23 protein-coding genes are annotated in these 23,698 nt (G+C 61.7%); 15 read left to right on the top strand and 8 right to left on the bottom strand.

The features are described from left to right. On the top strand, nucleotides 1–657 hold a 657-nt coding region (locus tag ACSHXH_RS12690), incomplete at its 5' end, for an RES family NAD+ phosphorylase (RefSeq protein ID WP_435672166.1). A 74-nt stretch (nucleotides 658–731) separates the two neighbouring features. Here the strand turns inward: ACSHXH_RS12690 and ACSHXH_RS12685 are convergent. Next, nucleotides 732–1,922: a DUF932 domain-containing protein gene (locus ACSHXH_RS12685; RefSeq protein WP_435672165.1), complete on the bottom strand. Its 1,191-nt coding sequence runs from the start codon at nucleotides 1,920–1,922 to the stop codon at nucleotides 732–734. A gap of 89 nt (nucleotides 1,923–2,011) precedes the next feature. Beyond that, the gene (locus ACSHXH_RS12680; RefSeq protein ID WP_435672164.1) at nucleotides 2,012–3,100 is read right to left on the bottom strand and encodes a site-specific integrase; all 1,089 of its coding nucleotides are present in this window, start codon (nucleotides 3,098–3,100) and stop codon (nucleotides 2,012–2,014) included. A 113-nt stretch (nucleotides 3,101–3,213) separates the two neighbouring features. Between ACSHXH_RS12680 and dusA the strand changes: the two genes are divergently transcribed. The 4 genes from dusA (at nucleotide 3,214) to ACSHXH_RS12660 (ending at nucleotide 7,025) form a co-directional block, all read left to right on the top strand. After that, a complete protein-coding gene (gene dusA / locus ACSHXH_RS12675) occupies nucleotides 3,214–4,212 on the top strand; it encodes a tRNA dihydrouridine(20/20a) synthase DusA (protein WP_435672163.1) in 999 nt (332 codons plus the stop codon). Nucleotides 4,213–4,215: 3 nt separating this feature from the next. After that, entirely contained in the window at nucleotides 4,216–4,992 is a 777-nt protein-coding gene (locus ACSHXH_RS12670; protein WP_435672162.1) for a hypothetical protein, read from the top strand. Nucleotides 4,993–5,156: 164 nt separating this feature from the next. Beyond that, nucleotides 5,157–6,470 carry a calcium-binding protein gene (locus tag ACSHXH_RS12665; protein WP_435672161.1) on the top strand — a complete coding sequence of 438 codons (1,314 nt, stop codon included), beginning with the start codon at nucleotides 5,157–5,159 and terminating at the stop codon, nucleotides 6,468–6,470. 102 nt (nucleotides 6,471–6,572) lie between these two features. After that, entirely contained in the window at nucleotides 6,573–7,025 is a 453-nt protein-coding gene (locus ACSHXH_RS12660) for a hypothetical protein (protein WP_435672160.1), read from the top strand. A gap of 75 nt (nucleotides 7,026–7,100) precedes the next feature. Here ACSHXH_RS12660 and ACSHXH_RS12655 read toward each other — a convergent pair whose 3' ends face one another. From ACSHXH_RS12655 to ccmI, 3 genes are read right to left on the bottom strand one after another with little or no spacing between them, the layout of a single operon-like run. Continuing rightward, a complete protein-coding gene (locus ACSHXH_RS12655; RefSeq protein ID WP_435672159.1) occupies nucleotides 7,101–7,331 on the bottom strand; it encodes a DUF1289 domain-containing protein in 231 nt (76 codons plus the stop codon). Between the two features lie 14 nt (nucleotides 7,332–7,345). Further along, complete coding sequence (gene ruvX / locus ACSHXH_RS12650) at nucleotides 7,346–7,858, bottom strand: Holliday junction resolvase RuvX (protein WP_435672158.1); 513 nt, start codon at nucleotides 7,856–7,858, stop codon at nucleotides 7,346–7,348. Further along, complete coding sequence (gene ccmI / locus ACSHXH_RS12645) at nucleotides 7,827–9,056, bottom strand: c-type cytochrome biogenesis protein CcmI (RefSeq protein ID WP_435672157.1); 1,230 nt, start codon at nucleotides 9,054–9,056, stop codon at nucleotides 7,827–7,829. Before ccmI ends, ruvX begins: the two co-directional genes overlap by 32 nt. A gap of 182 nt (nucleotides 9,057–9,238) precedes the next feature. On the opposite strand from ccmI, the gene ACSHXH_RS12640 reads away from it, so the two are divergent. The 8 genes from ACSHXH_RS12640 to rarD all read left to right on the top strand — a co-directional run bounded on the left by ACSHXH_RS12640 (nucleotide 9,239) and on the right by rarD (nucleotide 18,095). Further along, complete coding sequence (locus ACSHXH_RS12640) at nucleotides 9,239–10,483, top strand: sarcosine oxidase subunit beta family protein (RefSeq protein ID WP_435672156.1); 1,245 nt, start codon at nucleotides 9,239–9,241, stop codon at nucleotides 10,481–10,483. 11 nt (nucleotides 10,484–10,494) lie between these two features. Beyond that, complete coding sequence (locus ACSHXH_RS12635; RefSeq protein WP_435672155.1) at nucleotides 10,495–10,824, top strand: sarcosine oxidase subunit delta; 330 nt, start codon at nucleotides 10,495–10,497, stop codon at nucleotides 10,822–10,824. Between the two features lie 68 nt (nucleotides 10,825–10,892). After that, nucleotides 10,893–13,910: a sarcosine oxidase subunit alpha family protein gene (locus ACSHXH_RS12630; protein WP_435672154.1), complete on the top strand. Its 3,018-nt coding sequence runs from the start codon at nucleotides 10,893–10,895 to the stop codon at nucleotides 13,908–13,910. Beyond that, nucleotides 13,903–14,475 (top strand): sarcosine oxidase subunit gamma, encoded by a 573-nt coding sequence (locus tag ACSHXH_RS12625; protein WP_435672153.1) that lies wholly within the window; start codon nucleotides 13,903–13,905, stop codon nucleotides 14,473–14,475. The genes ACSHXH_RS12630 and ACSHXH_RS12625 overlap by 8 nt, the downstream gene beginning before the upstream one ends. A 121-nt stretch (nucleotides 14,476–14,596) precedes the next feature. Further along, nucleotides 14,597–15,205 carry a superoxide dismutase gene (locus ACSHXH_RS12620; protein WP_435672152.1) on the top strand — a complete coding sequence of 203 codons (609 nt, stop codon included), beginning with the start codon at nucleotides 14,597–14,599 and terminating at the stop codon, nucleotides 15,203–15,205. 72 nt (nucleotides 15,206–15,277) lie between these two features. Beyond that, nucleotides 15,278–15,925, top strand: coding sequence for a glutathione S-transferase family protein (locus ACSHXH_RS12615; protein WP_435672151.1), 648 nt, complete (start codon nucleotides 15,278–15,280; stop codon nucleotides 15,923–15,925). A gap of 96 nt (nucleotides 15,926–16,021) precedes the next feature. Then, a complete protein-coding gene (locus ACSHXH_RS12610; RefSeq protein WP_435672150.1) occupies nucleotides 16,022–17,026 on the top strand; it encodes a Stealth CR1 domain-containing protein in 1,005 nt (334 codons plus the stop codon). A 118-nt stretch (nucleotides 17,027–17,144) separates the two neighbouring features. Further along, complete coding sequence (gene rarD / locus ACSHXH_RS12605; RefSeq protein ID WP_435672149.1) at nucleotides 17,145–18,095, top strand: EamA family transporter RarD; 951 nt, start codon at nucleotides 17,145–17,147, stop codon at nucleotides 18,093–18,095. Here the strand turns inward: rarD and ACSHXH_RS12600 are convergent. Beyond that, nucleotides 18,002–18,553 (bottom strand): TIGR00730 family Rossman fold protein, encoded by a 552-nt coding sequence (locus ACSHXH_RS12600; RefSeq protein ID WP_435672148.1) that lies wholly within the window; start codon nucleotides 18,551–18,553, stop codon nucleotides 18,002–18,004. The genes rarD and ACSHXH_RS12600 overlap by 94 nt on opposite strands. 127 nt (nucleotides 18,554–18,680) lie before the next feature. On the opposite strand from ACSHXH_RS12600, the gene ACSHXH_RS12595 reads away from it, so the two are divergent. Together ACSHXH_RS12595 and ACSHXH_RS12590 are read left to right on the top strand one after the other, a co-directional pair. Beyond that, nucleotides 18,681–19,997: a LysM peptidoglycan-binding domain-containing protein gene (locus ACSHXH_RS12595; RefSeq protein WP_435672147.1), complete on the top strand. Its 1,317-nt coding sequence runs from the start codon at nucleotides 18,681–18,683 to the stop codon at nucleotides 19,995–19,997. A gap of 180 nt (nucleotides 19,998–20,177) precedes the next feature. Beyond that, on the top strand, nucleotides 20,178–20,762 hold the full coding sequence (locus ACSHXH_RS12590; RefSeq protein WP_435672146.1) for an HNH endonuclease: 585 nt from the start codon (nucleotides 20,178–20,180) through the stop codon (nucleotides 20,760–20,762). Between the two features lie 408 nt (nucleotides 20,763–21,170). On the opposite strand, the gene eda is transcribed toward ACSHXH_RS12590, so the two are convergent. After that, complete coding sequence (eda, locus tag ACSHXH_RS12585) at nucleotides 21,171–21,815, bottom strand: bifunctional 4-hydroxy-2-oxoglutarate aldolase/2-dehydro-3-deoxy-phosphogluconate aldolase (protein WP_435672145.1); 645 nt, start codon at nucleotides 21,813–21,815, stop codon at nucleotides 21,171–21,173. Between the two features lie 42 nt (nucleotides 21,816–21,857). Beyond that, entirely contained in the window at nucleotides 21,858–23,669 is a 1,812-nt protein-coding gene (edd, locus tag ACSHXH_RS12580; RefSeq protein ID WP_435672144.1) for a phosphogluconate dehydratase, read from the bottom strand. Nucleotides 23,670–23,698 lie beyond the last annotated feature (29 nt).

The following is a 23,698-nucleotide window of genomic DNA, read 5'->3' as shown; positions in this document are numbered from 1 at the left end:
GAAAAGCCCCGTCGCCTTCGAGCGGAAAGTAGCTTAAACGAGCACTTGGGGCGGCACAGAAGCGTGACAGGTCCAATTCTCGCCGAGATCGAAGGCGAGACCAGTGCTCGTCTGATTGCCGAAGCGCAGGGTAGCCCCGCGCTAGACCGCCGCGAACTGGCCTTCGCGAGGCGGTCGCATGACCTGACCCTCTACGGGCAGAGCCATATCAACGCGGCATTCACCTATACCCGCTCAACGGGCAACCGGTTCAACACCGGCGACCGCGGCGCGTGGTACTGCGCCTGGGAGATGCTGACGAGCGCGCAGGAAGTTGGGTTTCACCGGACCCGCGAGTTGGGCTTCATCGGCCGCTACGATGACGAGGCACGCTACGTCGAGTTGCTGGCGGATTTCATCGGCGATTTCCCGGATCTGCACGGGGAGGCGCATCCGGGGCTCGATCCGGCCCCCGAGCGGGGCTATCCGGCCGGGCAACGCCTTGCCGCGGATCTGAGATCAGAGGGGCATCGCGGGCTGATCTACCCATCCGTGCGTCACCCGGGCGGGCGGTGCTTCGTCGCTTTCGATCCTGGCATCATCCAGAATGTCCGCCCGGGCGCGAGCTGGAAGCTGGTCTGGCAAGGTGTGCCCGAGTTCACGATCGAGGGGCTATAACGCCCCTCGACATCTTCATTCAGTGCTTGAGATTATCCCGATAGGCCGTTGATACGAATGCATATTCAATACAATCAAGCTTTCTCCAACAACACCTTCGCCTTGCCCTCCATCACCAGCCGCGCATCCTGCTGCGGCTTGGACCGGGCCACCGCCGTGATCCCTTGCACGAAGTCGAAGACGCTCTCGGGCGGGCGGCCTTCCTCGGCCAGCACCGTCTCGACGATCCGCCCGGTTTCAGCCTTCGAGAACCCGCGCTTGCGCAGGAAATCCTGACGGTCCTCGTCCGACCGCGCGACGATCTTCTCCCGCGCCGCGCGGATGCCGTCGATGAAGGGCGCGGGCGAGGACTCGGCAAAGCGGCTGAGCGCAGGCGCAGCCTCGTGGGCAAAGCGTGAGGCTGCGTATTTGGAGTGACGGATCTTGATCTCCTGGAAGTCCTCGACCCCCCAGAGATTGCGGTTCTGGCAGACCGCGCGCAGGTAGAAGCTGGCGATGCCCAGCGTCTTGGCCCCCACCTCCGAATTCCAGCAGTAAAACCCCCGGAAATAGAGGTCGGGCGAGCCGTCGGGCAGCAGCCCCGCCTCGATGGGGTTCAGATCGTCGACGAGGAACAGGAACACGTCGCGGTCCGAGGCATAAAGCGTCGTCGTCTCCTTCGTCACGTCCACGCGCGGATTGTAGATGCCGGTCGACCAGTCGAGCACGCCCGGCACCTTCCAGCGCGTGTCGCCCGTGCCGTTGCCCGCGATGCGCTGTACGGCGGAGACAAGTTCATGGTCGTAGATGCGGCCATAGTCGGGGCCGGTCACGGCGCGCAGCTCCGTGCGGCCATCCGCGACCTCCATGGTCTTGATCTGCTCGGCACGGTGGTTGGTCAGCCCGTACTGCAGGTTGATCCCCGCCAGCGGCGCGGGAAGTTGCCGCAAGTATGCTGCGGGCGCGCCGACGAGGCCCGAGAGCTGGCCAAAGGACCAATGCGTCGGCGCAATGGGTTCATCCGCACCGGGCAGGACCAGCCCCAGCTTCTCCGGGTTGTCGCGATGCGCCTCGACCCGGATCGCCGCGCTCTCCACCGTGCGCGTCCGGCTCCGCTCCGCCCGGCCCTTTACCGAGGCGAACAGATCGTCGAGCGACAGATACCGCTCATCGTCGGGCCGCGAGAACCATTCGGACGACACCCGGTCTACATTCGTGCCGCGCGACACATCCACCTTGTAGCCGCCGCTGATGTCACGCCCGGCATCGATAATCTCGGTATTCATGGGTTTTCTCCCGCGACGGGCGGCCGAAAGCCTCTCTCTCGACCTCCAAACCCGTCACGGGCAGGGACGGCACCCCTCTGACTCTCTGGTCACTCGGCTGCACGGGTCTCGAGCGGGGAAGGGGCGCGCGACGCGGCAAGCCGGTGCAGCGTTTCCGGGCGGATATGCGTGTACCGGCGCAGCATTTTCCAATCCTTGTGGCCGGTGACCAACGAGACTTGTTCGATCGCGAAGCCGGCCTCGAACAGGCGGCTTGTTCCCTCATGGCGCAAATCGTGGAAATGCAGGTCCTTCACGCTGACCTCGACGCAGGCGCGCCGGAAGGCCGTTCCGACCGATTTCGAGTTGTAGGGAAATATCCGGCCTCTTGCGTGCCCGAGCTCCTTGGCCTGTTCGGTGACCAACGCCCAGGCATCGAACCCCGTGGCGGCGAAGAGTGGGATCCGCTGGTCGTTCCCGGTCTTGTTGCGCGGGTCCTTCCTGTCGCGGATCATGAGCATCCGGCGGTCGACGTCGAGATCGGCCCATTCGACGCGGCATATCTCGTCGAGCCGCATGGCGGTGCCCACCGCGAACTTCACGATCCGCGTCATCGGTGTCGTCAGACGTTCGTTGTCATCGAAGCAACGGAAGAGGCGGTTCAACTCGTCCGTGGTGGGGCGACGATCCCGCTCTGTTCCTTTGCCGATCAGGCCGAGACGCTTTAGCGCGACACGCGCCAGATCAACGGGTTCCGGAGAGATGTCGAGCCCGTGCACGGCTGCAGCGTGGGTTATGATCATCTTGGTAACGCCGATATCGATGCCAAGCGTCACCGGTCCCGCACCTTGCTCCGCGCGCATCTTGCCATAATCGATCATCTTTTGGCGATCGAGGTGCCCGATCCGCTCCTTGCCCAGATCGCGCTTCAAGGCGGCAAGGGTCGCGGCCTTGCTGCGGCGCGGTGGTTTGCCTACCTCGCACATATCGATTATGTGAAGATCGATGAGATCGCCAAAAGTTGCAAGGCGGGACACGGATGACTTGTTCGGGGCTAACCCCTGATCCACCCGGGTCTCCGCCTGACGCGCCCAGCGATGGGCGTCATCGCGCAGGAGAAATGTCTCGCTCGCGTAGCGGCCCTTTCGTCTGATCTGGACCCGGTAAGCACCGGAGGGGAGTTTTGTGATGGAGGCCATTTTCGTGTGCGCTGTGTGTGCAATGAGTCGTCGTAGAGGGGCAAATTCGGGGATATTGGGGCGTAGTGCAGCGTAGCAGCAACCGCCGCCAACAGTTTGAAGATACACAAAAAATGCAAATAAATCAACATTCTAGATTATCTATTGCGCCTATGATGGATTGGACCGACCGTCACTGTCGCTTCTTCCACCGGCAGATCAGTCGGCATGCGCTGCTCTATACCGAAATGGTGACCGCGCCTGCTTTGGTGCGGGGTGGTGCGGTGCATTTGTTGACCTACAGTCCTGACGAACATCCTGTAGCCTTGCAGCTTGGCGGGTCCGATCCGCAAGAGCTGGCGCAGGCCGCGCGGATGGGGGCAGAGGCGGGGTATGACGAGATCAATCTCAATGTTGGTTGCCCCTCGGACCGGGTCCAATCGGGGACGTTTGGCGCGGTGCTGATGAAATTCCCCGGCCTTGTCGCAGACTGCGTGCGCGCGATGAAGGCCGTCGTGGATGTGCCGGTTACCGTCAAATGCCGGATCGGTGTTGACGATCAGGATCAGGCACAGACCTTGCCGGACTTTATCACACAGGTGCAGGACGCGGGTTGCGATGCGCTGACCATTCATGCGCGCAAAGCGTGGTTGCAAGGGCTGTCTCCGAAAGAAAACCGGGACATCCCGCCGCTCGACTATGATCTGGTGTTTGACATGGCCGCGCGGTTCACGGAGCTGCCCATCTCGATCAATGGCGGGATTGAAACGCTTGAGGCGGCCGAGGCCCTGGTTGATCGCGGTCTTGCCGGGGCGATGATCGGGCGCGCGGCGTATCATCGGCCTTGGGATATTCTGGCCGACGTGGACCGGCGCCTGTTTGATGCACCGTCTCCGTGCGCGCGGCGCGAAGATGCGGTGGACGCGATGCGCCCCTACATCGCGGCGCATTTGGCCGGGGGGGGCAAACTGCATCAGATCACCCGGCACATGCTGGGGCTGTTTGCAGGTCAGCCCGGCGCGCGCATGTGGCGGCGGGTCTTGTCGGAAAAGGCCAACCGTCCCGATGCGGGCGTGGCTCTTCTGGACGAGGCATTGGACCGGATGCAGCAACCCGACATGCTGGCTGGGTAGGCCATGGTCACGGACTGGCCGGATGCCGGGTATATCGTCTTTCCGTGGGACGCACAGACTTATGCATGGTCGCAGGCGGCCGCCCCCATCGGGCGACAGGTGACGCAGCAGCCCGACATGCGCGCGCTCTGGCTGCAATGCGATGGCACATGGTTTGTCGGCGTCGACGCGCTGCCCTCGGCACCGGATGGCGCGATGGGGGGCGTGCCTCTGGCGGGCCCGGCGGCGGACAGGATCGGCCCAAGGGAGGATCTGCACCCGGCGCAGCTTTCGGTCATGTATCCCGGCTATCCACGCCCCCGCGCAGGCGACAGCGATGCCGCTTTCCGTTTTCGCCGTGACAGGGATGCGGCCCATATGGACGGGCTTTGGGCCGAAGGCACACCCAAGCGCCGCTTTCTGCGCGAACGCCATGATTGGATCTTGGGCTTGCCCCTGACCGACGCGTCGCCCGGTGCCAGCCCACTGGTGGTCTGGGCGGGCAGCCACCACATCCTGCAACAAGCACTGATCGATGCGCTAGGAAACAGGCCCGAAACGGACTGGCCGCAGATTGACCTCACCGACACTTATGTCGCCGCGCGCCGACAGGTTTTTGAACACTGCCCCCGCAGTGAGGTCTTTACACGCCCCGGAGAGGCGGTGTTACTCAACCCGTTTCTGTTGCACGGCGTTGCTCCTTGGCAGGACGGGGCGACAGCGCCGAAGGACGGTCGGATGATCGCGTATCTGCGCCCGGAAACAATGGAATCGGGTCAGGTCTGGCTGAGGCAGAAATAAGGCACCGCCACATTCCACAACCCGATCCGCGACAATCCCAGCCACCCGAAAAAGACTGTCCCGTATTCCCGGACAATACATGTAAAATTGTCGATTTTATTAGGGGCACGAGGGTTGCCAAGCGTACGTTGAACGCCATTCGGTAATCTTGGGATTAACGTGCTATGGAACTTGCAGCGCTTCTGGCTCTCACGCTTTTAGGTATCACCGCCAGCGTGTTCGCCGATACTGGTGATGATGACGACGACTCCGACACGGAAACGGTTGGGGCTGGCGATGGTGGAAATGGTGATGACAGCACTGATACAGGTGACGGCACGGGTGTCGACACCGGTGTGGTGACAGCGGACGGCGTGACCTTCGGCTCAGAGGGTGGAGACACCCTGACGGCCTCTGACGGTGACACGGTTGTTGGCGCAGGTGGCGATGACCAGATCACCGGCAACGGGGGTGACAACATCCTTGACGGCCAGACCGGTGACGACAGTGTCTTTGGCGGTGACGGCAATGATCAGGTCTTCGGCAGCGAAGGCAACGACTCGCTCGACGGCAATGACGGCGACGATCTCGTTGCGGGCGGTGTCGGCGATGATGAACTCTTTGGCGGTCTCGGCGAAGACACATTGTTTGGCGATGCCGGCAATGACCGGATCGACGGTCAGGACGGCAACGATCAGGTGGTCGGCGGTGACGGGGATGACACCATCTTCGGTGGCGCTGGCAATGACACGCTCTTTGGCAACGCAGGCAATGACAGCATCATGGACGGCGGCGGGGACGATTCCCTGATCGGCGGCGCGGGTGCAGACACGCTTGACGGCGGTGAAGGCAATGACCAGCTCTTTGGGATCTGGGATGGCAACACCGACGATATGATCGAAGCGCAGGACTTGGCAGACCCGGACGTCCTTTTGGGTGGTGACGGCAACGATGACATCCAGATGGGCAGCGGCGACATTGCGTATGGCGAAGCCGGGTCGGATATCTTCTACACCGGAACATGGGTCGATCCGTCGAATGCCCCCGTGGTCTTTGACCTTGAAGCCGACGAAGTGGTGATCGTGTCCGTGCCGGTTGGCACATCGGCAGACACGTCGATCTCGCTCGAAACGGATGAAGACAGCGGCGATACGATCGTTCAGGCCAATGGCCAGACCGTTGTTGTGATCGCGGCCGATGCGGGGCCTGTGTCTCTTGACCAGATCCTTGTTGTCGAAAGCGTCAGCATTGTCCAACCTGTGGAAGACGGTGCAGCGGCCGACGATATGGCCGAGGAAGACGACACTGACGAGGACACCTTTGTCGATGACGAAGATGTTGCCGCCGATGAAGACGAGGACATCGCAGACGAAGATGACGAAGACGTCGTTGCCGATGCAGACGAAGACGAAGACGAAGACGAAGACGAAGACGACGACCTCCTCGACGAAGATGATGCGCTTCTGGCCGACGACGAAACCACTGTGGTTGCGGCCTGATCCAACCGATAACGACCACGCGCCTGAAAGTGTGATTTCTGGACGGCGCGTGGGCATGATAGACACGTTCCGCACCACTCGCGGTTCTTTGAGGGAAATGACATGAGACTTGCCCTGCTGATTTTTGCGCTGATCGCGTCACCCGCGCTGGCGCGGGATCTTCCCCCGGAGCAGCCCACATACGAAAAGCCGACATTCGAGCGCCCGACAACGCCCGAACGTCCGCCCACCACGACGCATAACGACACCGATGAACCACGCGAACCGCGCAAAGTGACCGTGTCACCAAAGCCTGCTCCGGTGTCGTGCCCAAAGGTCAAATGCATTACCGACGACAACGGCCATCGCCGCGCGATGTTCACCGCCGATGTGCAGCCGGATATGTATTACCTGGGCCGCAACTTTTGCGCCACCGCGCCGAAGGATGTCGAAGTGACAGCGTGTTGTCTGGCCAAACCAGATCACACCTATCAAATTCTCTATAATGTAGAGGTCAGCAAGAAAGCGCACAAAAAGGCCAAGTCCTTCTGCACCTGTGTGCTGGGCCTCGACTGATCAATCTGATTTTAACTTTGACGATCGAAAACTCCGGGGCCGCGCGCCCCGGTTTTTTGCCCTCTGATGCGCGCGTCAGCGCAAAAGCCGCGCAGCCCGTCCGCCCCGGCGTTTGGTCAATTGACCGGCCCGCGTCGGCAACTCCGCCATCACGGCACGTCGCGCCTCGGGCGACAGTTTCGACCATGCGCCGATTTCGTCGATGGTGCGCAGACACCCTGTGCACAACCGGCTTTCGGGATGCACAACGCAGATCTTCACACAGGGGCTTTCGATTTCGTCGCGGGCCCAGATGTCGTCCTTCATCGGTGCGCGCTCCTTCATGCCCCGGCCTCGATATGGCGCAAACGGTCCAGCGCCCCTTGCAGGATATAGCTTGCCGCCACATGGTCGATCACCTCTGCGCGACGTTTCCGTGTCGTATCCGCCTCAAGCAGTGCTCTTTCTGCCGCAACCGTGGACAGGCGTTCGTCCCAAAAGCCGATGGGCCTGTCCCAAAGTGCCGCAAAGTTTCGGGCAAAGGCGCGGGTGGATTGACAGCGTGGTCCCTCGGACCCATCCATATTGCGCGGCAATCCCAGCACCAGACCGGCAATGTCGCGCTTTGACAGGATCACCAGCAGCGCCTCGGCATCCAATCCGAATTTGCGCCGCTTGACCGTCTCCAAAGGCGTACCAACGCTGCGCATCCCATCCGACACCGCAACGCCAATGGTCTTGGTCCCAAGGTCCAGACCGGCAATCGCCCGCATCGGGGGCAGGGCAGCCGCAAACTCAGAGATATCGTCGTAGATCAACGCCTTACAACACCAGACCGGCAGCCCGTGCACCATCGCGCACAACCTCAAGCGCGCGGGGATTGTCGGCAAACACCTCTTGCGCATTGTTCCAGACCGCGATGGCCTGCGCCTCGTCGCCCAGAACACCCAGTGATGAAATCAGCCGCGCCCATTCCTCGGGAGAGCCGCCTTCGGTGGCCAGACGATCAGAGAGTTGCGAGACCATTCCTCGGATCATCTCCAGCCGATCCTCTTGGGTCATCTCGCCTGCGGCATCCATGTCCTCGGCGCTTGGGCCGGGCATTCCAGCGATCTGCGGCAATTCGTAATCGCCGACACCGGCACGAAACGCCATTTCCTCGATCTGCGCCACGATCGGCGGCAGCCATGGCGAATCCACGGCGCTTTGACGCAGCAAGCGGTCCCACAGGCGGAACGCCACATCCGGGCGTCCGGTCTGCGCCATCATCAGACCCATGTAATACTGCGACACACCGTTTTGTGGCTCACGGGTCAACGCGCCTTCCAGCACGCGCTCGGCCTCGGGCGACACATACCCGCCTGCCGCAAGGATCATCATATCGGCCAGGTCGGCATAATCCTTGCCCGTCGCATCATCGCCCTTGATCGACAAAACCTGCTGTTGCGCGGTGTAGGCCTCGATGTAATTGCCCATCGCCGCCTCGGAGCGCGCCAAAAGAACATGGCCCTGAAGATCGCCCGGACGCTCTGCCACGGCCCCGCGCAAGCGTTGCACCAGCTCGGCATATTCGGCCTGCACTTCGGTGCTTTCGGTGGGGGGCAGCTGGGTCTCGGCCTCTTGTTGGCTGGGGCGGGTCTGGCGGGCCTGCTCGGCCATCTCCAGCCGCTCTGCCAGCCCAAGGTCACCATACCCCGGCGCACCGATTTGCGCGTAAATCCAATAGCTTCCGCCAACAACCACAGCCGACATCAACCCGGCTGCCGCAAGCCCAAGCGCCTTGGGTTGCGTGCTTGCGATGCCGGTTTCGGTGGCCTTGGCATCGGCGGTCAGAATGCGGCGCGAAATCTCTGTGCGCAGCCGCTCTGCATCCTCGTCCGAGATCACACCGCGCTGCAAATCGCGGTCCACTTCGGTCAACTGGTCGCGGTAGACCTGAACGTCAAACGCCTCGGCAGGGCCGGTGTCGCGCTGCCCACGCATCAAAGCCTTCACCAAAAGCCCGGCCATGCCGAAAGCCATCAGAACGGTCGCGATCCAGAAAAACGTCATCTTTTGCCAAACCCATAAGCTGTTTCGATGTCATGTATAGTCGCAAGCCGCTTGAAAAAAGGGTTAATCCCCGTGACAAAGCGCCATGTCGCAAAAACACGGTAAAAGGGCGCTGTGAGTATCCGCCTCTTGGCCAGTTCAGTCCACATATCCGTCAGATCACCCCAAGCCTCGAGTCGCCCATGAAACGCTATTCCGCCTTTGCTGTTGCCCGAGAAGCCTTGCGCTACCAGACAGGCTGGGAACGCGCCTGGCGCAAGCCCGAGCCGAAGAAGAAATACGACGTGGTGATCGTTGGGGCAGGCGGCCACGGCCTCGCCACGGCCTATTACCTTGGCAAGAATTTTGGCATCACCAACGTGGCGGTGATCGAAAAGGGCTGGCTGGGCGGCGGCAACACCGGGCGCAATACGACGATCATCCGGTCCAACTACCTGCAAGACCCATCAGCGGCGATCTACGAAAAGGCCCGCTCGCTCTATGAAACACTCAGCCAGGAATTGAACTACAACGTCATGTTCAGCCCCCGTGGCGTGATGATGCTGGCCCAGACCGAACACGAGATCCGCGGCTACCAGCGCACCGCCCATGCCAACAACCTCCAAGGCGTCGAGACGAAATTCATCGGCCCCGCCGAGGTCAAGCGTCTGTGCCCGATCATCGAGCTGAAAGGCCCGCGCTATCCCGTTCTCGGCGCGCTCTGGCAGCCGCGCGGCGGCACCGCCCGCCACGACGCCGTGGCCTGGGGCTATGCACGCGCCTGTTCCGACATGGGCATGGACATCATCCAGCAATGCGAAGTCACCGCCGTGCGCCGCGAGGGTGGCAAGGTCGCGGGCGTCACCACCACCAAGGGCGACATCGACTGCGACAAGCTGGGCATCGTCGTCGCCGGTCACTCGGGTGTGCTGGCCGAAATGGCGGGCTTCCGTCTGCCCATCGAATCCGTCGCGCTTCAGGCGCTGGTGTCCGAGCCGATCAAGCCCTGCATGGACGTGGTCGTCATGGCCAACACCGTGCACGGCTACATGAGCCAGTCCGACAAGGGTGAAATGGTCATCGGCGGCGGTGCGGACGGCTACAACAACTACACCCAGCGCGGGTCGTTCCACCATGTGGAGGAAACCGTCCGCGCATTGGTCGAGACCTTCCCGATGATCTCCCGCCTCAAGATGCTGCGCTGGTGGGGCGGCATCGTCGACATGACCGGCGACCGCTCGCCCATCTTGTCAAAAACCCCGCTTGAGGGCTGCTTCATCAACTGCGGCTGGGGCACCGGCGGCTTCAAGGCCATCCCCGGCTCCGGCTGGGGCATGGCCGAGCTGATCGCCAAGGGCTATTCGCCGCTGACGTCCGAGTTTGGATTGAACCGCTTCCGCGAGGGGCGGTTTATTGATGAATCCGTCGCCGCTGGCGTCGCGCACTAGGGAGAGATTAGATGCTTTTGATTAACTGCCCCTATTGCGGCGTCCAAGCCGAGGAAACCGAACTGCACGCAGGCGGCGAAGCACACCTGACGCGCTTTGGCCCCGAAAGCTCGGACGCCGATTTCACCGCCTACCTCTTCCACCGCGAAAACCCCAAAGGGGTGCATTTCGAACGCTGGCGGCACGCGAACGGCTGCGGCAAGTGGTTCCACGCTGCGCGCTGCACAAACACGCTCGAAGTCTTCGGCACCTACGCCGCACAAACGACCGAGCCGCCGAAAGACCTCCTCGACACGATCCGCGCCAAACGTCCCGGATTCACATGGAGGGACATCGCGTGATCCTTCATCTTGCCCAGAAAACTCCCGCCGGAGGCTCCGACACCTCCGCCAGCGCCAAGGTCTGACCTATGAGCACCCGCGTTCAAACCCAAGGCCGCCTGATCAACCGCGACCGCCCCGTGTCGTTCAAGTTCAACGGCGCCTTGCTGAAAGGCTATCAGGGCGACACGCTTGCCTCGGCCTTGCTGGCCAATGACCAGATGCTGATGGGCCGAAGCTTCAAATACCACCGCCCACGCGGCGTTGTGGCCTCCGGGTCGGAAGAGCCGAACGCACTGGTCGGTCTGGGCACTGGCAATCGGTTTGAGCCGAACCAACGCGCCACCACAACCGAGCTGTTCCCCGGCTTGACCGCCGCCAGCCAGAACCACTGGCCGACGCTGAACTACGATGTGGGCATCGTCAACAACACGCTCTCGCGGTTCCTGAGCGCGGGCTTTTACTACAAAATGTTCATCCATCCGCGCCCGTTCTGGAAACATGTCTACGAGCCCTTCATTCGCCATTCTGCCGGTCTGGGCAAAGCCCCGGTCTCCGAGGCGCGCGATGCAGACCGGTACGAGCATTTCTACGCCTTCACCGATGTGTTGGTGATCGGCGGCGGGGTCGCCGGTCTGCAATCCGCCCTGACCGCTGCACGGGCAGGCGCAAAGGTGCTTCTGCTCGAACAAACCGCCCATCTGGGGGGGCGTGCGCCTGTTGACGGCGGCACGATCGACGGGATGGACCCCGACACTTGGGTGGCGGAAGCCCACGCCGAATTGAACGCGCTGCCCAACGCACAGGTCCGCACCCGCACCATGGGGGCCGGGGTCTACGACCACGGCTACGTCCTTGGCTACGAACGCCTGACCGATCACGCGCCCGACACGCCCGGCCCGCGCCATCGCCTGTGGCGTATCCGCGCGCAACAGATCATCACTGCAACCGGCGCCATCGAACGCCCGCTCAGCTTTGCCGGAAACGACATTCCAGGCGTGATGCTGGCCTCTGCGGTGCGCGATTACCTTGTCAATTACGGCGTCAGCCCCGGTGATCGCACCGTGGTTGTGACGAACAACGACGACGCCTACCGCACTGCCATCGCGCTTGTGCAGGCTGGCCTCAAGGTGCCGGTGATCCTTGATGCGCGCGCCAAAGGCGGCGGCGCGCTGATGAATGAGGCCAAGGCGCTGGGTATCCGGGTTGAAACCGGCGCGGCGGCGGTCAAGGTCAAAGGCGCAAAGCGGGTGCATTCCGTTTGCGTCGGTGTGCAGGCCGGGGAAGGCGCTGTGCTGGAAGAGGTGTTCTGCGATGCGGTCGCCATGTCCGGCGGCTGGTCACCCGTGGTGCATCTCTGGTCCCATTGCGGCGGCAAGCTTGCGTGGGACGACAGCCAAGCCACCTTCCGCCCCGATCCTGACCGCGCGCCGACCAGCCATGATGGGGCCGCGTTTGTGATCACCGCCGGTGCGGCGGATGGTGAAATGCACCTGAACGCCGTCCTGCAAAACGCCGCGAACGCTGGCAAAATCGCCGCCGGTCGTGTGGGCGCGAAACAGGCCAGCGCCGACGCCTCCACAGCGGACGCACCGCATGAGGCCGCGCTGGAGCCGGTGTGGATGATGCCGCAAGGCGCGCCATTCAAACTGCGCTCCAAAGCATGGCTCGACTACCAGAACGATGTCAAAGTGTCTGACGTGCAGCTTGCCGCGCAAGAAGGGTTCGAATCCGTCGAGCATACCAAACGCTACACCACGCTGGGAATGGCAACGGATCAGGGGAAGCTCAGCAATATCAACGGTCTTGCGACCCTTGCTGGGGCGCTGGGTGAAGATATTCCGCGTGTTGGCACCACCACGTTCCGTCCGCCCTATACCCCCATCTCGATGGGCGCGATCGCGGGCGAAGCGCGGGGCGCGATCTTTCAGCCGATCCGCAAGACCCCGATGCATGACTGGCACGAGACCCATGGTGCGCATTGGGAACCGGTTGGCCATTGGCGCAGGCCGTATGCCTTTCCGAAAACGGGCGAGGGCGTGCATGACGCGGTAAAGCGCGAAGTCACCGCAACCCGCACCAGTCTTGGCCTGCTGGACGCGTCGACCCTTGGCAAGATCATCGTCAAAGGCCCCGATGCGGGGCGTTTTCTGGATATGCTCTACACCAACATGATGAGCAGCCTGAAACCGGGTAAATGCCGCTATGGGTTGATGTGTTCGGAAAACGGGTTCCTGTCCGACGATGGCGTGGTGGCGCGGATCGACGAGGACACGTTCCTCTGCCACACGACCACCGGCGGCGCGGATCGCATCCACGCCCATATGGAGGAATGGCTGCAAACCGAATGGTGGGACTGGAAGGTCTGGACCGTCAATGCGACCGAGCAATTTGCCCAAGTGGCCGTGGTTGGCCCCAATGCCCGCAAGCTTTTGGAGAAGCTGGGCGGCATGGATGTCAGCAAAGACGCGCTTGGGTTCATGGAGTGGAAAGACGGTGCATTGGCCGGGTTCCCGGTGCGTGCCTATCGCATCTCGTTCTCGGGCGAACTCAGCTATGAAATCGCCGTACCCGCCAATCAGGGTCGTGCGTTCTGGGACACGCTGCTAGAGGCCGGGAAGGACTGGAATATCACGCCCTACGGGACCGAAGCCTTGCACATCATGCGCGCCGAAAAGGGCTTTATCATGATCGGCGACGAAACGGATGGCACGGTGATCCCGCAGGATTTGGGCCTCGGCTGGGCGATCTCGAAGAAGAAGGACGACTATATCGGCAAGCGCGCCCAGATGCGGACACACATGACCGATCCCAAGCGCTGGAAGCTGGTGGGGCTGGAAACGCTGAATGGCGCAGTCCTGATGGACGGTGCCTATGCCATTGACGACGGTGTCAACGAGAACGGCCAGGCCAATACGCAAGGACGTGTGACCTCGACCTATCACAGCCCGACGCTGAACAAGGGGATTGCCATGGGGCTGGTGCTGAACGGGCCGGACCGGATGGGCGAGGTGATCACCTTCACCCATGGGGGCGACGATACCATCAAGGCAAAAATCGTGAACCCGGTCTTCTTTGATCCGGACGGGGAGAAGCAGAATGTCTGATGTGCAACTGCCGCTGGGTGGCGCGTCGTTCGACGGTCTTGTGAAGATCGAGGAATTGGCCGGGCAAGGCATGATCACCCTGCGCGGCGATCTGACGGACAAGAGCATTGTGAAGGCGGTCAAGGACGTGTTCGGCGTGACCCTTCCGGGCGTCCGGCAGACCGCGCTTGACGGCGCAAACGGTGCGCTTTGGATGTCGCCGGACGAGGCGCTCTTGTTGTGCCCTTATGCCGACGCACAGGCAATGGCCGATGCTTTGACCGACAAACTGTCCAGCGCCCATGCGCTTGTGGTCAACGTGTCCGACGCCCGCGCGGTGTTTCAGCTCAAAGGCAGCATGCTGCGCGAGATGATTGCCAAGCTGGCCCCGGTGGACATGGCCCCCGATGCCTTTACCCCCGGCATGGTGCGCCGCACCCGGATGGCACAGGTCGCCGCTGCGTTCTGGATGGATGACGCCACCACCGCACGCATTGTCTGCTTCCGCTCGGTCGCGGGGTATATGTTCGGGATTCTGAGCACATCGGCAGACGAGGCGTCTGCGGTGAACCATTTCACCCGCTGACGCGTTAATACCCGGACAGACGGGTTAATTGCCGGATTGGCACACCACCGGGCTTGACCTTGGCGGTGTGCCACATCAGGTATGCCTGTGTAATATGACGCACCAACGAGGGGACAACACCATGGCTTTTGAACTTCCTGATCTGCCCTACGCCCATGACGCGCTGGCCAGCAAGGGCATGTCCAAAGAGACGCTCGAATATCACCACGACCTGCACCACAAGGCCTATGTCGACAACGGCAACAAGCTGATCGCCGGCACCGAGTGGGACAGCAAGTCGATGGAAGAGATCATCAAGGGCACCTATGATGCCTCTGCCGTGGCGCAGAACGGGATCTTCAACAACATCAGCCAGCTTTGGAACCATAACCAGTTTTGGGAAATGATGGGTCCGGGCGACAATTCCATGCCGGGCGCGCTTGAGGCTCGGATCAAGGACGCGTTCGGCACGGTCGATACGTTCAAGGAACAGTTCTCGGCGGCAGGCGCTGGCCAGTTCGGGTCCGGTTGGGCATGGCTGGTGGTCGACACCGATGGCACGCTCAAGATCACCAAGACCGAAAACGGCGTGAACCCGGTCTGCTTTGACCAAACAGCGCTTTTGGGCTGCGACGTGTGGGAACATTCCTACTACATCGACTTCCGCAACAAGCGCCCCGCGTATCTGGCCAACTTCCTCGACAATCTCGTCAACTGGGAAAATGTGGCAGAGCGGCTGTCCAACGCCTGATCCGGTTACATCGCATTTCGAAAAGCCCTGTCAGACTGGCAGGGCTTTTTGTATTCTGGAAAGCCAGTGCCCATGCTGCTGATCTACACTTCGGATCATTCGCTTTATTGCGCCAAGCTGCGGATCATTCTGCGGCACAAGCAATTGCCCTTCGAAGAGGCACCGCCGCCCGGTGGGGGTGGGTCGCCCGAATACCTGTCCATCGTGCCGTCGGGCAATATCCCTGCGCTGTTGGATGGGGGGCTGGTGCTGAGCGATAGTGAGGCGATTGCCGAATATCTTGAGGAAAAACACCCAGAGCCAAAGATGCTGCCCGACACGATTATCGGGCGGGCGCTGTCGCGGGAACGGTCGCGGTTTTCCGACACGCGGCTGGAGCCTGCGCTGCGGCTTACGTTTCCGCATGTCAACCCGACGACCCGCGATGCCGACGCGATCCGCGCCGCGCATGCTGTCATCAACACGCGGCTGGCGGCGATTGGCGTGATGCTGGGCCGGTCCACCCTGCCGCGCGACCAATTGTGGATGGGGGATGCGGGCACGATCGTGACGCTGGAATGGATTGCGCTGTTCGAAGGCCCTGTGATCCCGGCGCTGGACTGGCCCGAGGCAGTGACCACCTACCGGAGCCAGATGTTGAACCATGCGGCCGTTGCAGATGAACTGACGGCCTACCGTCCCGAGATGCTGCGCTACATGCACGAAAAAGGCGCGCTATGACGCGACAAAGAGCACCTGAAATGGAAGACTGCGCGTCGGTCCTACCAGACACGGGGCGCAGAGCTATATGACTGCCAAACAAACCAAGGCTGTGCCGTGACATTGATCGACGTCCCCGAGGCTGAAGCCGACCCCATTGATGCGGTGATCACCTGGGTCAACGGAAACACCGAGACGCATCGCCGCAAACGTGCCCGCTACATGGCCGACGCGGGCGCATCCCTGCTTGAGAACGCGATCAATCCGCACCGCTGGAACAGCGACGACGAAATCCTTTATTGCCTCCAATCCATCGAAAATTTCGCCCCCTGGACGCGCACAATCTGGATTGTGCTCGACAGCGACCCTCCCGATCTGTCGCGCCTGTCTGACGCACTGCGCGCAAAGATCCGTTTCGTCGATCACCACGATATCTTTGGTGCGTTCAGCGCGGTGCTTCCGACGTTCAACTCGCTCTCCATCGAAAGCATGATCTGGCGTATTGAGGGACTCAGTGATCGGTTCATGTATTTCAACGATGATGTGTTCCTGTCAGCCCCGTTGGCACCTGAGGATGTGTTTCTGGGTCCGAACCCGGTTCTTCGGGGCAAATGGGTTGATTACACTGCGGTGCTCGACGCGCCAGAGATGCGCCATGATCCGGCGAAATTTCATCATTTCATGCATATCAATGCGGCCAAGATGGTCGGGTTCGAGGCCAGTCGGTTGTTCGCGTCTGCGCATGTTGTCCACCCGCTGCGACGTTCGGTTATGGCGCAGCTTTTTGATCAGCACGCCGATGCGTTTGTCGAAAACATCAAGTACCGCTTCAGGGATCTCAATCAGTTTCTGCCACAGGGTTTGCACAATCACGCGTGCATTGTGGCGAGGACGGCAGTTGTTCAGTCCGCGCAGGACCACCTTCATATCAAGAGCGGGCATGGCAATGGCCGCCCGCCGGACGAAACATGGGCGAAGATGCGAAAGGCCATTCAGCCGGGTGTGAAATTCGTCTGTGTCAATGATCTGCCCCAGTTGGAGATCCTGATCCCGGACCTGCGCGTCTGGCTGTGCGATGTCGTGGGCGGGTTTCCGGGGGTCGCGCAATCAGGTCCGCGCTAGGCGGTCTTTCACGCCCTCGTTTGCAATGCCTTTTCCCGTTGCTCCGCAGGCTTTTATAGCCATCGGCCCCTTGTCGTTGCGCGACCCAACGGCTACCGCGTTGGTCAGAGGATCTGATATGACCGACACGAGCAAAGGCATTCTGGCGCTCATCGCCGCTTGCACCATCTGGGGGCTGTCGCCGCTCTTTTACAAAGCGCTGAGCGATATTGCCCCGCTTGAGGTGCTGGCGCACCGGACCCTGTGGTCGCTTGCCTTTTTTGCGCTGGTTCTGATGCTGCAAAACAGGTTGCGGGTGCTCTGGGCAGCGGTGTCTGATTTTGCATCGGTGCGGGTCATCGCTTTGGCAGCGATCATGATCTCGACCAACTGGTTCTTGTTCATCTTTTCGATCCAGGTGGGCCGCGCGACCGAAGCGTCGATGGGATACTATATCTTTCCGCTGGTGGCCGTCCTGATCGGGCGTGTGGTTCTGGGCGAACAGCTCAGCCGGGCGCAATGGAGCGCGATTGTGCTGGCGGCGGTGGCGGTGCTGTCCTTGACCATCGGGCTGCACATCGTGCCATGGATATCGCTGATGCTGGCGACCACCTTTGGCGTCTACGGCCTGCTCAAGAAGCGGCTGGATCTGGGGCCGGTGGTGTCGGTCACCGCCGAGGTGCTGATCCTGTCGCCGATTGCGGCGGTGTGGCTGATCTATCTGCATTTCGGGCAGGGCGGGGTGTTTGGCGACGACACGGTGCAGACCGCGCTATTGATGACCTCCGGCCCGCTGACCGCGTTGCCGCTGATCCTGTTCTCCTATGGGGCGCGCCGGTTGACCCTGTCGACCGTTGGGATCGTGCAATATATCAACCCAACACTGCAATTTTTCTGCGCCGTGGCGATCTTTGGCGAACCGTTTGGTCCGATCCACATGATTGCGTTTGCGCTGATCTGGACGGCGCTGGTGATCTATTCCAGCAGCGCCTTTCGTCAGGACAAGGCGCGGCGCAAGGCCAGGATGGTGTCAGAAGCCGAAGTTGTGGTCTCAACGAAGTCCAGCAATGACGAGTCGGCAAAGCCCTGATCCACGATATGTGCCATGAGCGCCGACAGTGGGGTCCAATACCCGTCCACGTTCATCAGCAGGATCGGTTTGTCATGCAGCCCCAATTGCCGCCATGTGAGCGCTTCGAAAAATTCGTCGAGCGATCCTGCGCCGCCGGGCAGCACAACAATCGCATCGGCGTTCATCAGCATGACCTTTTTGCGCTCGTGCATGGTTTCGGTGACGACAAAGCGGGTGAGATCGGTTTTGCCCACTTCCATGTCGATCAGATGTGTCGGGATCACGCCGAACGTGTCGGCCCCCGCATCCTGCGCCGCGCGTGCGGTTGTGCCCATCAGCCCGACATCTCCCGCGCCGTAGACAAGCCGCCAGCCTTCGGCGGCAATGGCGCGGCCCAAGGCGTCGGCCTCATGCGCATAGGCCGGGTTCTGGCCCGAACGTGAGCCGCAATAGACACAAATGGATTTCGAGATCATCGGCGGCGTCCTTGACAAGAGGGGCGAAGTTGCCTCGTGATACCTGCGTTGATAGGAACGCTCAACAGCGGGATCAGCACTGTGCCGCGTTTTGACAAACACTTGGGGAATGATGGGTAAATCGGCTTTGACACAAGGCGCCTCCGGGATGGTTCTTGGGGGTGTGGCGGCAGCAGGGGCTGTGGTGTTGGCGGTGTATGCCAGCGTACAGTTGTTCCCCGCTCAGGACACTGTGCCTGCCGTGCCGGTGATCGCTGTTCCCGCAGGTGAACCTGCGCCAGCACCCGAGATGGACGTGGTAGCCCAGAGCGACGCATCCAAAAGGGACGCTGTTCCGCCAGAGGCAGAGGCCGTTGCGCCGCCAGAGGCAGCGGCAGAGCCCGCCGCTGATGGCGCGCCGACCGAAGTGCCCGCACTGCCGCTTTTGACGCCGCCTGCTTTTGACATCGTGCGCGTTGCGCCGGATGGGCAAACGCTTGTTGCGGGGCGCGCGGCGGGGGCGCGGGATGTGACGATCCTGATTGACGGCGTCGATGCGGGCCGCGTCGAAGTGGATGCCTCGGGCAAGTTCGTGGCGTTCCTGGATGTGGCGCAAAGCGATGCACCGCGTGTTGTCAGCCTTGTGGCAGAGGGCGATCTTGGCCGCATTGAAAGCGACGATCAGGTCATTCTTGCGCCGGTCCTGCGTATGGCCGAGGCACCTGTCGAGGCGGCGAACACAGACGATGTTGCGCCGGATGTCGCTGCCGCCCCCGAACCTGCCCCCGAGGTGCCTGCCGAGGTGGCGGTGCTGCCGGATGCAAACGCCCCCGAAGATGAGGCGGACCCTGTGACGCCAGCCCCGGCTGTGGTCGAGGGCGCACAGGCTGAACCCACAAAACCCGTTGCCACCGTAGAGCCCCAAGCGCCTGCGGTGATCCTGTCGACCCAAGAGGGGGTGAACGTGCTGCAATCGGCGGGCAGTGCGCCACAGGTGCTTGACCAGATCGCGCTTGATGCCATCACCTATGAAGAGGCCGGGGCAGTTGCCCTGACCGGGCGTGGCATAGCGGACGAGTTTGTGCGGATATATCTGGACAACCAGCCGGTGCAGACGACATCGATTGGTGTGGACGGCACATGGCGGGCTGATCTGCCCGATGTCGACAGCGGCACCTATACGCTGCGGGTGGATGCGGTGGACGCCGCAGGTGACGTGACCTCGCGGGTTGAAAGCCCGTTCCGACGCGAAGATCCGGTGGCGCTTGCTGCGGCGGTGGACGGGGCGCAAAGTGCGTCAATCATTCAGGTGGTGACGGTCCAGCCTGGCAACACGCTTTGGGCGATTGCGCGCGACCGCTACGGCGAAGGCCCCTCCTATGTAAAGCTCTTCGAGGCCAACCGCGACCGAATCCGCGATCCCGATCTGATCTACCCCGGACAGGTGTTTTCGATCCCCGACTGACCGATTGCGTTGCAGGCCTGTCATATCCCCGTCATTTTCAACCGGTAGGGGTGCCATACACACTGTATATTGCGGGGCTTGCCCCTAGGTTTCCCCGATATATAGTATACCTATGTGATTGGGGCGGGGCTCCCGTCCTGATGCTGAAACAGGCAGACAGGGCAGGAGACGAGTCCCCCGATGGATGGCAATTTCAGAACAGCTTTCGTACGCGAACCGGGTGCGTTGCGACATCACCCGGCATTGGTGTTGAACGCGGATTATAGGCCGTTGTCCTATTATCCGTTGTCACTTTGGCCTTGGCAGGATGCGGTCAAGGCGGCGTTCCTCGACCGTGTGGATATCGTCGCGGAATATGACGAGGTGGTCCGCAGCCCGTCGATGACGCTCCGAATACCGAGCGTAGTGGTGCTGAAAGATTATGTAAAACCGCAAAAGCGCGTGGCCTTCACGCGCTTTAATCTTTTCCTGAGGGATGAATTCCGCTGCCAGTATTGCGGTGCGAAGGGTGAATTGACCTTTGACCATGTGGTGCCGCGCGCATCAGGTGGGATCACCTCTTGGGAAAACGTGGTGGCGGCCTGCGCGCCGTGCAACCTGCGCAAAGGCTCCAAGAGCCTGAGACAGGCAGGATTGTCACTGCGCAAACCACCGCGCCAGCCTGCCGCCAACGAGTTGATGAACATGGGACGCAAATTCCCGCCCAACCATCTGCACGACAGTTGGATGGATTTCCTGTATTGGGATGCGGAATTGCAGGCGTAGCCTTCGCCTGCGCGCACCGTGCCCGGTTGGGCAGGGCGGTCTGGTCAAGGTAGGCCGGGCTGGCCCGGTTATCCTGTTGTCAGGGTCCTTGGGTCAGGCCCGAGGAGGATTTTTTGGTCCGGCGTGGACCTGAAAAAGAGGTGACGTCACCTGAGTTGGGTGGACATCCTCTCCCCCGTGCAGAGCGGCGTAGACCGCTCCGAACCTGTATCCCGGCAGACCGGGACCTGTGAAACGCGTCTCTCATGGTCTGAACGCGCAAAAAGCGTCCGCAGAGAGAGGGTAGTCGCCTGGGGTGTTGCGCCAAAAGGGGCAACGGGTATCGGATCCAATGCGACGGACATTCGGCGCTATGGGTTAAAGGGGTCGAAATACACCGTACGCCAGGACCGTGCCCTGCGGTCGCGGTTATCGGGGCAGATGCGCGGCTTCGCGGGCCAGATCCTCGATCGCTTTCCAGTCGCCTTTGGCAACCAAATCTTTCGGCGCGACCCAGCTTCCGCCACAGCACAGCACGTTGGACAGGCCAAGATAGTCACCCGCATTCTTGAGCGATACGCCCCCCGTGGGGCAGAACCGCACCTGCGGGATCGGCGCGCCGATGGCCTTGAGCGCGGGCGCGCCACCGTTGGCCTCGGCGGGAAAGAACTTTTGCACGGTATAGCCCCGCTCGAGCAGTGCCATCGCTTCGGATGCGGTGGCCGCCCCCGGCAGCAGCGGCAGGTCGGCGGCTTCGCAGGCATCCAGCAGTCGGTCCGTGGCCCCCGGTGCAACGCCAAACCGCGCGCCTGCTTGCACAGCAGCCTGAACGTCAGACGGGGTAAGCAGGGTACCGGCCCCCACTACACCGCCTTCGACCTGTGCCATTTCGCGGATCACATCAAGGGCGGCTGCGGTGCGCAACGTGACTTCGAGCACGGGCAATCCGCCCGCAATCAGCGCCTCAGCCAAGGGGCGGGCGATGCTGGCATCCTCGACCACAAGCACCGGGATGATCGGCGCCATGTGGCAGAGTTTTTCGGAGTCGACGCTGGCTTGAAGAGGCGTGATCATGTTTTTTCTCAATTCACTAGAGGGCGTTATGGATGTGATGCGTTACACGACCACACCGGCACCATATTCGGCAAGACCGACATTGGCACGGAAGGCCGCGAAGAGTTCGCGCCCGACACCGTGGCCATTGCCGCTCAGGTCAGCGGTGACAGGCTCGCGTGTGTCGAAATCTTCGGCCAGACAATCAATCGTGCCGGTGACCGCATCAACCCGCACCAGATCGCCGTCGCGCACCCGTGCAAGCGCGCCGCCTTTGGCCGCTTCGGGCGAGACGTGAATGGCGGACGGCACCTTGCCGGAAGCGCCGGACATGCGCCCATCGGTGACCAGCGCTACCTTGAGGCCACGGTCCTGCAAGACAGCCAGCGTCGGCGTCAGACTGTGGAGTTCCGGCATCCCGTTCGAGCTGGGGCCCTGAAAGCGCACGACAACCACCGTGTCTTGGGTGAATTCACCGTTCTTGAACGCGACTTTGACGTCGTTCTGATCGTGGAAGACACGGGCCTTTGCCTCGATCACATGGCGTTCGGGGGCGACGGCTGAGGTTTTCATCATGCCTTTGCCAAGATTGCCCGCCAATTGCTTCAGACCGCCCGTGGCCTGGAACGGATCACTGGCGGGGCGGAGGATCTTGTCGTTCTGGCTTATCCCCGCACCGGGGCCATAGACGACGCGGCCATTGGCGAGTTTGGGTTCCTGCGCATAAAGATGCAGCCCGTCACCGGCGATGGTTTTGACGTCTTCGTGCAAAAGCCCGTTTTTGAGCAGGTCACCGATCATAAAGCCCAGACCACCTGCGGCGTGGAAGTGGTTCACGTCCGCCAGACCGTTCGGGTAAACCTTGGCCATCAGCGGCGTCACCGAGGAAATGTCTTCGAAATCCTCAAGCCGCAGTTCCACCCCGGCGGCGCGTGCCATGGCAGGCAGGTGCAGCACAAGGTTGGTCGACCCGCCCGTCGCCATAAGGCCAACAATGCCGTTCACATAGGCTTTTTCGTCCAGCACATCGCAAACAGGGCGGTAATCATTGCCCAGTTGCGTGATTTCAAGCGCGCGTTCGGTGCCCGCGATGGTCAGCGCCTCGCGCAGCGGCGTGCCCGGATTGACAAAAGACGCGCCGGGCAGGTGCAGGCCCATGAATTCCATCAACATCTGGTTGGAATTGGCGGTGCCGTAAAATGTGCAGGTGCCAGGTCCGTGGTACGAGGCCATTTCGGCCTTCATCAGTTCTTCGCGGCCCACTTCGCCGGTGGCAAATTTTTGCCGGACCTTGGCTTTTTCGTCGTTGGGCAGGCCCGAGACCATGGGTCCGGCGGGAATGAAGATGCCCGGCAAGTATCCAAAGGTGCCCGCTGCGATGATGAGGCCCGGCACGATCTTGTCGCAGACGCCCAGATAGAGCGCGGAATCAAAGGTGTTGTGGCTAAGCGCGACACCGGCAGCCAGCGCGATCACGTCGCGCGAAAACAGCGACAGCTCCATCCCGACCTGACCTTGGGTGACGCCGTCGCACATGGCGGGTACACCGCCTGCCACCTGTGCCGTGCCGCCTGCGGCGCGTGCGGCGGTGCGGATGATATCAGGATATTTTTCAAACGGTTGGTGTGCTGACAGCATGTCGTTATAGGCTGTCACGATGCCGATATTCGGGCTGGGTTTGGTCGCCAGCGTGCCTTGATCCGGGCCCATCGCGGCATAGGCGTGGGCCTGGTTGCCACAGCTCAGATGGGCGCGGCGCGGGCCTTCGGCCGCAGCTTGGCGCATCCGTTCCATATAGCGGCCGCGTGACGCCTCAGAGCGTTCCTGAACACGGTCCGTGACCCGTTTGATCGTGTCATTCAGCGAGTGTGCCATGTTGCCTCCGCGCAAGATCAGCGTTTGAT

Origin of the sequence: Marivita sp. (assembly GCF_051251565.1) — a bacterium.
Classification (GTDB): domain Bacteria; phylum Pseudomonadota; class Alphaproteobacteria; order Rhodobacterales; family Rhodobacteraceae; genus Marivita.
Note: the sequence above shows the minus strand (reverse complement) of the source record. Positions and strands in the feature narration are given on the sequence as shown.

What these genes read in the sequence shown, in the direction of transcription:
- ACSHXH_RS12685 (WP_435672165.1), bottom strand. Translation starts at nt 1,922, where the DNA reads ATGAATACCGAGATTATCGATGCCGGGCGTGACATCAGCGGCGGCTAC.
- ACSHXH_RS12680 (WP_435672164.1), bottom strand. Translation starts at nt 3,100, where the DNA reads ATGGCCTCCATCACAAAACTCCCCTCCGGTGCTTACCGGGTCCAGATC.
- dusA (WP_435672163.1), top strand. Translation starts at nt 3,214, where the DNA reads ATGCAAATAAATCAACATTCTAGATTATCTATTGCGCCTATGATGGAT.
- ACSHXH_RS12670 (WP_435672162.1), top strand. Translation starts at nt 4,216, where the DNA reads ATGGTCACGGACTGGCCGGATGCCGGGTATATCGTCTTTCCGTGGGAC.
- ACSHXH_RS12665 (WP_435672161.1), top strand. Translation starts at nt 5,157, where the DNA reads ATGGAACTTGCAGCGCTTCTGGCTCTCACGCTTTTAGGTATCACCGCC.
- ACSHXH_RS12660 (WP_435672160.1), top strand. Translation starts at nt 6,573, where the DNA reads ATGAGACTTGCCCTGCTGATTTTTGCGCTGATCGCGTCACCCGCGCTG.
- ACSHXH_RS12655 (WP_435672159.1), bottom strand. Translation starts at nt 7,331, where the DNA reads ATGAAGGACGACATCTGGGCCCGCGACGAAATCGAAAGCCCCTGTGTG.
- ruvX (WP_435672158.1), bottom strand. Translation starts at nt 7,858, where the DNA reads ATGGTGCACGGGCTGCCGGTCTGGTGTTGTAAGGCGTTGATCTACGAC.
- ccmI (WP_435672157.1), bottom strand. Translation starts at nt 9,056, where the DNA reads ATGACGTTTTTCTGGATCGCGACCGTTCTGATGGCTTTCGGCATGGCC.
- ACSHXH_RS12640 (WP_435672156.1), top strand. Translation starts at nt 9,239, where the DNA reads ATGAAACGCTATTCCGCCTTTGCTGTTGCCCGAGAAGCCTTGCGCTAC.
- ACSHXH_RS12635 (WP_435672155.1), top strand. Translation starts at nt 10,495, where the DNA reads ATGCTTTTGATTAACTGCCCCTATTGCGGCGTCCAAGCCGAGGAAACC.
- ACSHXH_RS12630 (WP_435672154.1), top strand. Translation starts at nt 10,893, where the DNA reads ATGAGCACCCGCGTTCAAACCCAAGGCCGCCTGATCAACCGCGACCGC.
- ACSHXH_RS12625 (WP_435672153.1), top strand. Translation starts at nt 13,903, where the DNA reads ATGTCTGATGTGCAACTGCCGCTGGGTGGCGCGTCGTTCGACGGTCTT.
- ACSHXH_RS12620 (WP_435672152.1), top strand. Translation starts at nt 14,597, where the DNA reads ATGGCTTTTGAACTTCCTGATCTGCCCTACGCCCATGACGCGCTGGCC.
- ACSHXH_RS12615 (WP_435672151.1), top strand. Translation starts at nt 15,278, where the DNA reads ATGCTGCTGATCTACACTTCGGATCATTCGCTTTATTGCGCCAAGCTG.
- rarD (WP_435672149.1), top strand. Translation starts at nt 17,145, where the DNA reads ATGACCGACACGAGCAAAGGCATTCTGGCGCTCATCGCCGCTTGCACC.
- ACSHXH_RS12600 (WP_435672148.1), bottom strand. Translation starts at nt 18,553, where the DNA reads ATGATCTCGAAATCCATTTGTGTCTATTGCGGCTCACGTTCGGGCCAG.
- ACSHXH_RS12590 (WP_435672146.1), top strand. Translation starts at nt 20,178, where the DNA reads ATGGATGGCAATTTCAGAACAGCTTTCGTACGCGAACCGGGTGCGTTG.
- eda (WP_435672145.1), bottom strand. Translation starts at nt 21,815, where the DNA reads ATGATCACGCCTCTTCAAGCCAGCGTCGACTCCGAAAAACTCTGCCAC.
- edd (WP_435672144.1), bottom strand. Translation starts at nt 23,669, where the DNA reads ATGGCACACTCGCTGAATGACACGATCAAACGGGTCACGGACCGTGTT.